This window comes from Sulfobacillus thermosulfidooxidans (assembly GCF_001280565.1).
GTDB classification, from domain to species: Bacteria; Bacillota; Sulfobacillia; order Sulfobacillales; family Sulfobacillaceae; genus Sulfobacillus; species Sulfobacillus thermosulfidooxidans_A.
Map to the genome: position 1 here is coordinate 2,862,400 of NZ_LGRO01000001.1, position 12,680 is coordinate 2,875,079.

The window sequence follows — 12,680 nt, forward strand, 5'->3', positions numbered from 1 at the left end:
AGGGATTTTTATCCTACTTGTTGGCTTTTATTTTCTGCGGGAATAAATGCGCTAAGAGTTTCGATTACGGCGTCGGAATCACTGACTGCTCCAAAAATACCACCTTGCATACGTATCATATTAATAGCAGCGTGGTGATTTGCGATTTCTGTGGCACCGGTGCAATCTTCCAGTATCACGCACTCGTATCCTCGATCGTTAGCTTCACGCATCGTTGTGTGGACACATACGTCGGTTGTAATACCAGTAATGATGAGATTCTTAATGTTGCGTAATTTTAACAATAAATCTAAATCTGTAGCGAAAAATGCTCCTTTTCCGGGTTTATCAATAATCATTTCTCCTTGCTGAGGATAGAGCTCCGGAATTATATCCCATCCGGGTTCTCCTCGAACCAGAACTCGACCCAATGGACCTGGATCGCCAATTCCCGCAGACATTTGGCGACTTCGCCATAATTTATTGGCCGGAAGATCGGACAAATCTGCTCGATGACCTTCGCGTGTATGAATAATTGTAAAACCCGGTATCTGTCGCACAGTAGTCAAGACTCGCTGAATAGGTTGAATTGCACGGGCGGTCAAGGTGATATCGTAGCCCATCATATCGATATAGCCACCCTTACCACAAAAATCTCGTTGCATATCGATAATGAGTAGTGCGGTATTTGTCGGGCTAAGAGATGCATCAAAGGGCCAAGCATAAGGATCAGATCGAATTAGATGCGTGGGATATGTCATGGCAAATCCTCCTCTAATGCCATATTTTGTGCTAAAGATGGAGCGCGAACAAATTGTGGAGCAGCCAGTGCATAAATTCCAAAAGACACAACCATTCCAATAACCGCGTCGGAGAGACCAGGGGCAGTTAAATGTGCTGTCAACGATGCAATCGCTCCAGCAGCCCAACTGATAAATGCTATTTTGGGTACCGTCACGTCAGAATTCTTAAACACCGTAAAATGAGCAATAATCGTTCCTCCAATGCCGGGGATAATAACCCCGAGAAACGACAACCATGTTGCCAATAAATTCCACATTCCGGCAGCGGCAGCTGTAATACCCACAATACCAAGGAAAAATGCCATCCACCGTAACTTTTTACCTAAAATATGGGACCATCCGACTGCGGCATTATATAAACAGTGCGAACAGACGGATCCTGAATTGATAAATAAGAAGGCTGCAGCGATGATTCCCGCGAACGGACCGAGATGGGCTATGACAGCGGAAAAATCTCCATTAGAAGACGCTCCGGCCGCGGTGACAACTGCTCCGAAAAACATCGATAAGAAGTTTGCAAAAGGGAAAGCCGTAAATGTTGCTATTACAGCATCTTTGGAAGATCGAGCCCATCTAGTAAAATCAGGAGTCATGGTTCCCGAATCAATGAATAACGCAATCACCATAGTAACCGCGAGACCAAAACTAATGCCGTCCGTTGCGTGCCCCGAATATTGAATGACATGGGCCCACGTGGTGTGGGTTAGGGCAATTTTCACTGCGTAACTGCCCATAATTAGGAAAAAAGGTACGGATAAGGCGCCGATAACGGACAAGGCCCGGACACCAATAATAGTGATAATCATGAACAGAATGCCTGCAAGAATATCAACCCACAAAACACTCGTCCCCAGAGATCCATGTAAACTCGCGCCTGTCAATCCAGTTTGTACGGCAAACCATCCTATAACGATCGTGGACAATAGCCCGGATGTTACTCGATATCCTTTAGCCCCAAATACTCGTGTTGCGACCAAGGCAAATGACATACCAGTTTTGGCAGCAATAGAACTTTGCATAGCCACATAAGCAAAAAGGATTAAGTTGCCAATTAACATTGCCAAAACGCCAGTGCGAAATCCTAATGCATTAACAATACTTCCCCCTACCAATGCGCCAGTTATGACCATTGGAAACCCGATCCAAACCAACGATACAGATAGTAGCGATTTGCGTCGAGGAATCGGGACCGGTTGATGTTCAAATTCGTTTTCTAACAGTGTTCGTTCTTCGTTCACCATGGAATTCACCTCCACAAAAATCTTACACACAATTACATAAACATGTCATTGTATCGGTGTATTAAATCAAAGACGTGACATTTATTAGTCGACTACAATGAAATATGTGTAACATGTTGTGTAAAATATTTGTTAGGTTTGTGATGGGGGTTGTGGAATGGTTCGGGTTGGGGATCTTTTGAATTTGCCAAGTCTAGAAGGAGCAACCATTGCCGTGGGCAGTGGGGGACAAACTCGTCCCGTTTATAGCGCAAATGTTATGGCTGTTCCTGACATCGCAATGTGGGCACAACCTGGCGATTTCCTTATAACGACCGGATTCATTTTTAAGGATCAACCTCATGTGTGGTCTAGTTTGGTCCAGCAATTGGCTGATGTTGGCGTAGCAACCTTGGCGTTTAAACCGGGACGATTTGTTGATGAAATACCAAAGGAATTACTTCAGGCTGCCGAAAAGTTTCAACTGCCAATTGTTTGGCTTCCTGAGCACGTGATATTTTCTCGTGCGGTATTTGAAATTGTTGAATATATTTTAAGTGAACGGCTCGCTTCCGATTATCACCTAATGACTATAATGCGGATGGGACTCGATCATGGATTGGAAGCTGTGGTGCATGAACTTAGTCGTCATTTTAACCGTTCTGTGGGGCTCTTTTCCTCCGGTGGAGACTTGCTAGCAAGTAGTAGGTTGGGTGAATCGACCATGAGTTTGCCACTTTGGATGCATGAGGAGGTGCAGACAAAGTATTCAGAAAATATGGTGAAGGTCATATCGATGCCTGAGAAATCAGATGGAAGCTCGATTTTATTGGCTCTCGGCCCGCGATTAGACAATGATCCTAGACATCAAGGGGACGTTTATATCATTCGCAATATACTATCGGCTATCCTCGTTCAACGGGAGATTACTTCGTCTGTTGAGCAAAAATATCGTGATATGTTTTTTCGAGATTGGTTTCACGGTCATCGTTATGATAACCAAGAAATCGAATCGTGGTCGAGGCGGTTAGGTATCTATTTGCCTCGACCTTTCCGTATGATATCCATTATTTCTTCCAATGAAGCTTTGTGGCATACGTGGACGCGACTTGTCAAAATGGAACCTTCACTCGCAGCGAAGGGAACTTTAGCAGGAGATGACATCCTCCTAATAGAGCGTGCTGATGAAATCGCATCATCTCGTCTTAGTGGTATTTTGGATGCATTAGACATTTCGTTTGTAGGCGGATGGAGTGCAGAACATGCAGACTGGCAGGAAGTGTCTTCGGCAATAAATGAGGCGCGAACAAGCCGAATCATTGCTGTTGAAAAACAAGGGACAGGTTTGCTAGCTTATGATCAATTGGGAGCTGAATTGATCCTGCATGAACTCAGCAAAAGTTCACAAGCTGCGTCATTTTGCCAAAATCTCTTTGCTCCGTTATTGCAATATGACCATCAGAATAATACAGATCTTTTATTGACGTTAAAAACATATCTTGAATGTCGGCGAGTCAAGGATACTGCCATAAAACTTTATACGCACTATAATACTGTCTTATACCGTTTGGCACGTATTCAGGAAATATTGGGCATGGATTTAAATGATCCCGAAGTTCAATTTGTTCTGCAGTTAGGCATTCGGATGATGCCATACTTTGACTCGTAGTTGTGGTCGTTTTTTCTTAACATGACTCTCGACGTATAAGTTGTCCGGATAGAATCACGGCGGCGGTATCCTCTAGTAAAGTGGTTACCATGCTAACACCATTGTAAATGGCGCTGCCCGTGCCGAATTTGGGTGGCTATGCCAAGAATAGGGATAAGACCTGAGCTTTTATGAAGAAAATAAAATCGCTTCCCTTCGCGAGATGGATTTTAGCGGCTCATTAGAATCATTGGAACGAAATGAACAAACAAGGCATTGTGGGACGTCGACTCGAGAATTGGTACGACAATAATCCATGGCTCAATGCAGATGATGGAGTATGTCTTGAACATCTAGTCCAAGCGGCCAATACGACGAAACCGCCCAATTATCAGCAAATAGTAGCTTTTAACCAGCAACGTGTCTCCTGGCGGTGGATCACTTTCAAGAAGCCGAAATCGGTCCTAATCGTTTCAGCATACATGGTCGTTAAGAAGTGCTGTTGACAATACCCGAGGAGTCTTCCCAATGAATCCTCGGGTCTTATTTTTCTCTAGGGATTTGTATCCTTGCCTAAAATTTTTACGGTTGTTTTGGGCAAAGCGTGATAAGGTAATATTAATATTTCATTAATATTCGGATGTTTTTCGGGAGCGATCGCTATGGTCCCATATGATATTCCTCCGGCGACGATGGAGAAATTACTGGCTGTAGCCAGAACCCTGACCTCGCATCGCGATTTAGACGGTGTACTGCATGATTTGCTGCAAAGCAGTTTGGACTTGATTCCGGGAGCGGATTTTGCTTGTGTGTTTTTGTATGATCCCCATGAGAATGCTTTGATCCCGGTGGGCGGAGTCGGTTTTGATCTCAACATTATGAAAGCCGTGCGCTTAAAACCTGGGGAATCGTTAACGGGCAAAGCTTTTTCGCAAAGACGGGCTGTTCTCTTGCCTACGCCCGAAGCAATTCGACGCGCACAAAGCAATTTAAGTCCAGAGCATGACCAATTGGTCCGGCAAGCCGTCGGGCGTCCGTCAAATCCGGTGCGGAGTTCAGTGGCTGCGCCGCTGATAATCGGTGAAAAGACAGTGGGTGTGCTTGTCGTCGACAACTATGATACGGATCGCGATTTTAATGAACGGGATTTAGCGGTGGTGACGGCACTGGCCGATCATGCGGCCGTGGCGGTGGCGAATGCGCAAGAACATGCCCGTCGCAAAGCCATTTCCCAGGAACTGCAAAAAACTCTCAACATTCAAAAGCAACTTTTAGCCAGTTTGGTAACGGAAAAAGAGGGACTCACGGGATTGACCCAAACGCTATGGCGGCAAATAAACCACCGGTCGATTAGCGTGCATGATTGGAATCACCGGCTGGTCGCAAGAATGGGGGAGATGCCGACGACCTCCCAGAGTTATATTGTGCAAGCGGGAGGGCAAAAACTCGGTACGCTGGATATTGGGGGAGGACCTCTGACGAGACTTGAACGGGTTGCGGTAGATCAGGCATTGCTGCTCTATGCTATTGAGCTCTTGCGCCAACAATCTTTAGAACGCGAACGTCGACACATCCAAACGGATCTCTTTCACCGCATTTTGGAGGGGGACCAATTTTCGGTTAATGCCTTGGCCAATCAATATCACCTCAGTAATCAGGTGTGGGAATTTGTCTTAATTGGGATGCTTTCTCAACACGGCGAATTATCTGATGCGATAGCACAAGAATGGATGGATTGGTTAAATCATTTCCACATTCCTCATAGTGTGATGCAAAACACGATCGTGCTGATTTTAACTTCTAGTAATCAAGAAAGATTTCAGCATTATTTTGAGAGGCGGCAAGGTTCTTGGCTGAGTATTTGGAGTGAACGTCAACATCATGTGTTAGCCATGAGTGATGAATTTGCATCCGTATTACGGCTTTGGCGTTTTTTTCAACGATATCCGTTATTAGTGCCATCACATACTCGAGCCATTAGAGTGCGTGATTTTCCGGAAGTGAAAATCTGGGAATCCGTACCCAAAATATTGCGTGATGAATTTGTGCAACAAGTTCTGGGCCCTATTGGGCACGATGAGATCCTGCTTTCGACATTGCGCGCCTGGATTTTCTCAAACCGTTCTTATTCGGCGGCCAGCCAAGTCTTGCAAACGCATCCCAATACTGTCAGGTACCGTATGGATAAAATCTCGCATCTTCTTGGACGATCATTGGATAACGACCGGGATGTGATGCTATTAAGGATGGCACTGATATGGGAAGGAGACTGGGAATCCCTCAACTATGCGGTGCGCTGACGCTTCCGGCATTATGATTGTATTTGTGGTCGGTGAAACCCGCGGAGTTTGACCGATTCAATCCACTTCAAGGGATGTGATAAAAAATGGCCTGACTGATTGAAGGGTATGGAAGGCCATTCAACCCTCATGTCTCATAAATATGCATTAAGATTTTTCATTGCAGTTTTAATTATGATTAGCAGATCAAACAATTTTAGAGAAATGTTGCTTGTAATTTCATACAAATAACTCGGGACATTATTATATGGGATTCCATATCGGTCACTGGGGGACAATCCTTATACTTCATGCATATCCAACATGAAGGAGAGGATTCAGTCAGAATGTCTATCCACCATGAGGCCTCTGAATTATCCACCCAGTTAACGACATGGCGAAGACATCTCCATGCTCATCCTGAAGTCAGCTTTCAAGAATTCGAAACCCAAAAATATCTTTTGGATCAATTAGAGAGTTTAGGTCTGAAACCCTACCGGATAGGCCAAACAGGGGTAGCTGTCGATATAGGTGAAGGATCGAAAGGTGTGGCCATACGGGCGGATATTGATGCCTTGCCCATCCAGGAAGAATCTAACTGGCCGTTTCGATCCGTAAATGACGGCGTGATGCATGCCTGCGGACATGACGGTCATACCGCTATTCTTCTTGGCGTCGCCAAGATATTAGCCTCAAGGCAAGATCAATTACCCGGACGAATTCGATTAATGTTTCAGCCTGCTGAGGAGAAGATACCGGGAGGCGCAAAGCTTCTTATCCAAGATGGCGTATTAGACGGGATCGATCGTGTATTAGGATTGCATCTTTCTTCAGACATGCCTACTGGTACAGTAGGAGCGGTTGTGGGGGCTCAGACTGCGAATGCCGACAGTTTCACTATTGATATTGAGGGTCAAGGCGGGCACGGTTCCCAACCCCATTTATCTATTGATCCTATTATCGTGGGGTCCGAACTGACATTGGCCATTCAAAGCATTGTGAGCCGCAGTATGAATCCTCGCAGTCCAGTTGTCGTGACGATCGGCACCTTTCACAGTGGAGCGAATTTTAACATCATTGCTCCCCGCGCTCGTCTGACGGGTACAGTCAGGACTTTTAGTGTGGAAGACCGCCGCCAAGTCCGGCGCCGTCTCGAAGAATTGGTGGCGCATATTAGTGCTGCCCACGGTGCGCATGCGGTCTTAGACTATGTTGAAGGCTATCCCAGCGTCACAAACAGTGAACGTGAAACTTCAATTGTCCGTGAGGTTGCTGCGAGATTGCCCGGAATTCAATCATGGATGGACATTGAGCCTCTTATGGCCGGAGAAGATTTCTCTTATTACCAAGAAGTCTGTCCGGGAACCTTTTTCATGTTAGGGTGCCGCAACGAAGAACAAGAAGCTATCTGGCCTCACCACCATCCCCGCTTTACACTCGACGAAAACGCTTTGCCCTTGGGGGTATCACTACTTTCGGAAACTGCCTTGCAGTACTTGCTTTTGCCGTGAGTGAAATCAGGTTGTCTTTATTACAAGGAGGAACCCGATGAAGATTAATACGTTTTCAATTACCGCACGATGTTCTGAAACAGGCCAATTGGGTATTGCGGTGTCCACAAAAGTTCCCGCGGTGGGCATGTTGTGCCCATTTGTAGAAAGCGGAGTTGGTGCTATAGCGACACAATCGTTTGTGAATCCCTATTTGGGAATTTGGGGACTTGAATATATGCGGCAAAATCACAATGCGGAAGAAACCCTCGAATTCCTTAAAACGCTAGACCCCGGGTTTGACTACAGACAGCTTGCGATTGTGGATCGATGGGGGAACGCGGCGGCTTTTTCGGGAAATGCCTGCGATACCTGGTATGGCCATCGTGTTGGGCCCAACTATGCCGTAGCGGGTAATATGCTCGTCAATGAAGACACGATTTTAGCCATGGAGCAAAGTTTTCAGCGTACAGCAGGCGAAAGTTTGGCTGAACGTCTCATTAAGGCACTTTTAGCGGGACAAGAGGCGGGGGGAGATAAGCGTGGAAAGCAGTCTGCAGCTCTTAAGGTCTTTGGAACAGAGTCTTACCCGCTCTTAGAATTGCGCGTAGATGAGCATCCCGACCCCGTTCAGGAATTATGGCGAATATACCAGGTAGCCCAAGAATCGTTAATTCCCTTAATTGCTATGTTGCCAACACGTGAAAGTCCAGCTGGACACTTTGATTTTGAAGAATCTCGAAAACGGGGGTTATTGCAAGATGGACGTTAAAACAAAATCGCGGGTCATTGTAATGGCGACAATCTTGTCATTGTCACTGCTTGCCGCTGGATGCGGATCCACGTCAACAACGTCGTCATCTTCTCCAAGCGGCGGGACGAGCAATGGCAAGTTAATTATTGGTTACGAAGCGGATGCAACAAGCCTTGACCCGGGGCAAGTCACCGATATCAATTCTGGACAAGTTCTTAATCAGATGTACGATACACTTGTTCAGTATAATTCTCAAGGACAGCTCATTCCCGATTTGGCCACATCGTGGTCGTCATCTCCGAATCATCTTCAATATACATTTACGTTACGTAAAGGTGTTCGATTTTCTAATGGCGATCCATTGACTCCCGCCAGTGTTGTCTATTCATTTGAACGGATGTTGAATCCTCAAAATCCAGGATATAAATACGGCCCTTATCCATTTGGCGCATTTTTCTATGGGGATATCTCAAATGTCACCGCGGATGGCAACGATAAAGTAATTTTTAGTCTGAAACAGCCAGAAGCCTCATTTCTTCAAAGTTTAACCGTCCTTACTGGCGCCATTGTGGATCCGAAGGTCGCTCTCCAAGATGGAAAAACTTTTTCGTTGCATGGCGCTGGAACAGGACCATACATGCTGGAGTCATGGCAAAGAGGGCAACAACTTGTCTTAAAACCCAATCCTTATTATTGGGGACCAAAACCCCAGTTATCCAAAGTTGTTTTTGTCCCTATTGTTCAATCATCAGAACGTGCGACCGACCTCGAATCCGGTTCGGTGAATATGGTGGTCAATCCTGCTCCCGTGGATTTGTCACAAATTCGTGCGGCGGGTGATGTAGTGCAAATGCAAGCTGGTCCGCATATTTGGTGGATTGGGATGAATCTGTTACAAGCACCCTTTTCCTCCGTTAAAGTTCGTCAAGCGTTGAATTATGCGATTAATCGTACAGCGATCACCAAAAATATCTTGTACGGCACCGGAATTCCAGCCGATCAACCCTTGTCACCGGATCAAATGGGATACAATCCTCATGTCAATCCCTATCATTATAATCCGCAAAAAGCCAAACAACTTTTAGCAGAAGCGGGATATCCCAATGGCTTCACAGCTACACTACTAGTTCCGACTTCAGGATCCGGTATGCAAAATCCCGTATCCATGGCGACAGCCATTCAGGGTGAATTAGCTCAGATTGGAGTAAAAATTAACATTGAACAAATCGATTGGGGTACATTTTTAAATAAAATTGCGGAAGGAGCAAAAGCGGCGAATCTCCAAATGTGGGAATTGTCGTGGATGGACTCTGCTGTCGATCCGTCTTTGGTCTTAAATCCTTTGCTGGCTTCCTCGTCATGGCCCCCGGGATTTAATACGGGCTTCTATAAAGATCCTCGGGTCGATGCCTTGCTGCAAGAAGCGGAATTAACACCTTCCGATAGCGAACGGGCAAAATTGTATCAAGAAGCCGAAGCGCTAATCAATCACGATGCCCCATGGATTTTTGTGGACCACGCTAAAGCGGTTGTGGCTTATTCCCCTTCCGTAAAAGGATTTCACCTTAATCCGACATTTCCGTTCTACATTAATCTGCGCGGAGTCTCTATGAAATAGCGGAAAGAGGTGAGAAGGCATGGCTCAATTTTTAATTCGTCGCTTTCTCTTGTTGATTCCTGTGATGTTTGGCGTCACCGTCCTGATCTTTTTGGCACTCCATTTGGCCCCCGGTAATCCGGCGCAATTATTACTCGGTCCCATGGCGACGCCGAGTCAGCTTCATGCGATAACGGTCCAATTGGGATTGAACCAACCTTGGCCTGTGCAATATAGCAAATGGGTAATTGATTTGCTGAGAGGAAATATGGGCCAATCGATTCAACTACATGAGGCCGTAACTCCCCTAGTGTTTGCAAAATTGAAAAACACCTTGATTTTAGCGAGTGGCGCGTTTGTCTTATCCTCAGTTGTCGGAATCAGTGTGGGCGTGATAGCGGGAATTAAGGAAAACTCGTGGATTGACGTGATGGCGAATGTAGCCAGTTTTACCGGACTGAGCGTACCGGTATTTTGGCTGGGATTAGTGGCGATTTTGATTTTCGGCTTAAAGTTACACTGGTTTCCCGTTACGGGCATGTATGCGTTGGGAACGTCGGGATCATTGGGACAATTGCTGAGTCATTTAGTGCTTCCTGCCGCCACCTTAGCGGTGGCGCCAGGGGCCGTGATTGCGCAACTCACCCGAGTGGCCATCATTGAAGAAAGGCACCAACTTTATGTGAGAACAGCCATCGCTAAGGGCCTGAGCGTTAATAAAGCGGCCGTTCGTCATGCTCTCCGGAATGCATGGATTCCCATTGTTACCACGTTGGGATTAGAAGTGAACTATTTAATTGGAGGAGATGTGTTGGTCGAGAATATCTTTAATTGGCCTGGAATCGGTCAGTTGTTGGTGCAGTCCGTTTTAGCCAGGGATTATCCAACGATTCTAGGTGCGTCTGTTGTATTGGCTACGATATTCGTTCTTGTCAACTTTGCGATTGACGCGGTTTACCCGTTAATTGATCCCCGGGTGAAAGCCAATGGCTAATGGACTAGAAGTGAGTAATATTCCCGAAACGACCTTACTAGAACAGGAAACAACATCGGCACGGCGTATTCGGCGGAATGGATATTTCGTGGTCGGGAGCAGTATCGTGGTGATTCTCATCCTGCTCAGCATTTTAGCGCCTTGGATTAGCCATATAAATCCCAATATCACAGAATTGAGTGCACCGTTACTGCCTGTAGGAACTCCGCATCACTGGTTGGGCACGGATCAACTAGGCCGTGACCAGTGGACACGTGTTCTCTATGGGGGACGAACCACTTTGTTATCGGGAATCTTGGCATCCGCTATCTCAACTTTTGTGGGGGTTATCATGGGTGTTATTGCCGGATATTCCGGTTGGATTGTTGACACGGTCATCATGCGTTCGATGGACATTCTGATGAGTTTTCCGTTCATTTTGCTCGCCATCTTAATTGTTGCCTTTTGGGGGCCATCCACATTTCATGCATTGTTGGCGATCGCGGTGGCAAATGTTCCGTTTTTTGCCCGGCTGATTCGTTCAGAAGTCTTAAAGGTTAAAGAACTCGAGTTTGTTACCGCGTCTGTAGCCATTGGTGCTACGCAATGGAGGATAATATTTCGGCACGTGTTTCCGATGTTAGTCCCTTATATTATTTCCACTTTGTTTATGAATGTCGGTTTTATGATAAGTCAAACAAGCGCTCTGAGTTTTCTCGGATTTGGAACGCAACCGCCAACCGCTGAATGGGGGGCCATGTTGGCCGAGGCACAAACCTATTTGTCTGTGCGGCCGGGTGTTGCCATTGTTCCAGGTATTGCTATCGTAATCGCTGTGGTGGGATTCAATTTACTCGGTTTGGGTTTAAAACAACTTCTTTATTCCTCTCATTCTTAAAAGAACTTAAGGCGCATTGTAAAGGGGGGGGTCTTTCGATAGCTCCGAGATGATTAGGCAGTCACTTCGTGAAAATTTATCAATGTGGTATTGCGCGCCCCACTGTCATATTGACGCGGGGCGAATTTACGAGTTGTATGAGGTTTTTATTCCTGCCCAAAGCCCTTTGTTTTGAAGAAGCTTGTGTGGGAGTAAAAGAAATAACTAAGCAGAGAGAGTCCCATGATTTGGACATTTGGTCACTGTCTCTTGGTTTGTGACTTCATCCTGAGATATTCCAACAAATCTTTGAGATGGGTCAATAGTCTTATCGACGGCGGTATTTAACGCCTGGTCCGTTTCGATGAACTGAATAAAACCCAATTCGGTTTTCTATGTTGCCGGGTAAAATGTTGAAATTCCTTTCCGTTCTTCTGTAAAGGGGTTACCAATAGATATAAGTCTTCTGAAGTGCGTAATAAGTAATCAGATGAGGGAAGGAACATCCACGCATGTGAGCACTTCGATGCGGTAAGTCAAGTAATTATTTGGAACACTTAGAGGTGGTTGAGCATGCTGATTGAGGAATTGACGTGTGCCACTGAGCAATTAGCACGTCGAAAAACTGCAATAGAGAAATCCCATGACCGCAAAACGTTTTAAAGAAAACATTAACACGGTTATTCAGAATGTTGATACCATAGAAAACATTGTCAAGGCCGGTAACATTGCCATTGAATCGGCTCTTATGGCTATCTGCGTTGAAGCTAGCGATCGTGACCGATTGATCCTGGCGTTGAACATGATTTCCAGGAAGATTTCCGACAACTACATTTCGCCGAATACTTTGTCGGAATTGCGGACATGCGAAACACTTCGAAAAGAATATCCTGTTTCTTGAAATAATAGATCCCGTTTCCTAAGGTCTATCCTAGAAATTGGAGTGACTTTCAATCCTTGCCTTCCATAATAAATAAGAAAGCAATGATGAGGCTCATGTCGGAACATCAGCAAGCCTTAAAAAAACTGCAATCATGAGGTTATTGAGTCTTGTCGTCAT

General features: G+C 45.7%; 10 protein-coding genes. 8 read left to right on the forward strand and 2 right to left on the reverse strand.

All coding sequences use genetic code 11. From position 1 onward, the window contains the following. Positions 1-8: 8 nt before the first annotated feature. Both biuH and AOA63_RS13965 read right to left on the reverse strand, forming a co-directional pair. The gene (gene biuH / locus AOA63_RS13960; RefSeq protein ID WP_053960277.1) at positions 9-740 is read right to left on the reverse strand and encodes a biuret amidohydrolase; all 732 of its coding nucleotides are present in this window, start codon (positions 738-740) and stop codon (positions 9-11) included. Next, on the reverse strand, positions 737-2,023 hold the full coding sequence (locus tag AOA63_RS13965; RefSeq protein WP_053960278.1) for a cytosine permease: 1,287 nt from the start codon (positions 2,021-2,023) through the stop codon (positions 737-739). The genes biuH and AOA63_RS13965 overlap by 4 nt, the downstream gene beginning before the upstream one ends. 157 nt (positions 2,024-2,180) lie before the next feature. Here AOA63_RS13965 and AOA63_RS13970 point away from each other — a divergent pair, with 157 nt between their 5' ends. The 8 genes from AOA63_RS13970 (at position 2,181) to AOA63_RS20065 (ending at position 12,521) form a co-directional block, all read left to right on the forward strand. Beyond that, positions 2,181-3,671 carry a PucR family transcriptional regulator gene (locus tag AOA63_RS13970; RefSeq protein ID WP_053960279.1) on the forward strand — a complete coding sequence of 497 codons (1,491 nt, stop codon included), beginning with the start codon at positions 2,181-2,183 and terminating at the stop codon, positions 3,669-3,671. A 641-nt stretch (positions 3,672-4,312) separates the two neighbouring features. Then, on the forward strand, positions 4,313-5,950 hold the full coding sequence (locus tag AOA63_RS13975; RefSeq protein ID WP_053960280.1) for a helix-turn-helix domain-containing protein: 1,638 nt from the start codon (positions 4,313-4,315) through the stop codon (positions 5,948-5,950). A 326-nt stretch (positions 5,951-6,276) separates the two neighbouring features. After that, the gene (locus AOA63_RS13980) at positions 6,277-7,440 is read left to right on the forward strand and encodes a M20 metallopeptidase family protein (RefSeq protein WP_053960281.1); all 1,164 of its coding nucleotides are present in this window, start codon (positions 6,277-6,279) and stop codon (positions 7,438-7,440) included. 37 nt (positions 7,441-7,477) lie between these two features. Continuing rightward, a complete protein-coding gene (locus AOA63_RS13985) occupies positions 7,478-8,191 on the forward strand; it encodes a DUF1028 domain-containing protein (RefSeq protein WP_053960282.1) in 714 nt (237 codons plus the stop codon). Continuing rightward, positions 8,181-9,791 carry an ABC transporter substrate-binding protein gene (locus AOA63_RS13990; RefSeq protein ID WP_053960283.1) on the forward strand — a complete coding sequence of 537 codons (1,611 nt, stop codon included), beginning with the start codon at positions 8,181-8,183 and terminating at the stop codon, positions 9,789-9,791. The genes AOA63_RS13985 and AOA63_RS13990 overlap by 11 nt, the downstream gene beginning before the upstream one ends. Before the next feature lie 19 nt (positions 9,792-9,810). Further along, a complete protein-coding gene (locus tag AOA63_RS13995; protein ID WP_053960284.1) occupies positions 9,811-10,764 on the forward strand; it encodes an ABC transporter permease in 954 nt (317 codons plus the stop codon). After that, positions 10,757-11,641, forward strand: a complete 885-nt coding sequence (locus AOA63_RS14000) for an ABC transporter permease (protein WP_053960285.1) — start codon at positions 10,757-10,759, stop codon at positions 11,639-11,641. Before AOA63_RS13995 ends, AOA63_RS14000 begins: the two co-directional genes overlap by 8 nt. Before the next feature lie 622 nt (positions 11,642-12,263). Further along, on the forward strand, positions 12,264-12,521 hold the full coding sequence (locus tag AOA63_RS20065) for a hypothetical protein (protein ID WP_053960286.1): 258 nt from the start codon (positions 12,264-12,266) through the stop codon (positions 12,519-12,521). Positions 12,522-12,680: the final 159 nt, after the last annotated feature.

What these genes read in the sequence shown, in the direction of transcription:
- AOA63_RS14000 (WP_053960285.1), top strand. Translation starts at nt 10,757, where the DNA reads ATGGCTAATGGACTAGAAGTGAGTAATATTCCCGAAACGACCTTACTA.
- AOA63_RS13990 (WP_053960283.1), top strand. Translation starts at nt 8,181, where the DNA reads ATGGACGTTAAAACAAAATCGCGGGTCATTGTAATGGCGACAATCTTG.
- AOA63_RS13995 (WP_053960284.1), top strand. Translation starts at nt 9,811, where the DNA reads ATGGCTCAATTTTTAATTCGTCGCTTTCTCTTGTTGATTCCTGTGATG.
- AOA63_RS13985 (WP_053960282.1), top strand. Translation starts at nt 7,478, where the DNA reads ATGAAGATTAATACGTTTTCAATTACCGCACGATGTTCTGAAACAGGC.
- AOA63_RS13975 (WP_053960280.1), top strand. Translation starts at nt 4,313, where the DNA reads ATGGTCCCATATGATATTCCTCCGGCGACGATGGAGAAATTACTGGCT.
- AOA63_RS13980 (WP_053960281.1), top strand. Translation starts at nt 6,277, where the DNA reads ATGTCTATCCACCATGAGGCCTCTGAATTATCCACCCAGTTAACGACA.
- biuH (WP_053960277.1), bottom strand. Translation starts at nt 740, where the DNA reads ATGACATATCCCACGCATCTAATTCGATCTGATCCTTATGCTTGGCCC.
- AOA63_RS20065 (WP_053960286.1), top strand. Translation starts at nt 12,264, where the DNA reads ATGACCGCAAAACGTTTTAAAGAAAACATTAACACGGTTATTCAGAAT.
- AOA63_RS13965 (WP_053960278.1), bottom strand. Translation starts at nt 2,023, where the DNA reads ATGGTGAACGAAGAACGAACACTGTTAGAAAACGAATTTGAACATCAA.
- AOA63_RS13970 (WP_053960279.1), top strand. Translation starts at nt 2,181, where the DNA reads ATGGTTCGGGTTGGGGATCTTTTGAATTTGCCAAGTCTAGAAGGAGCA.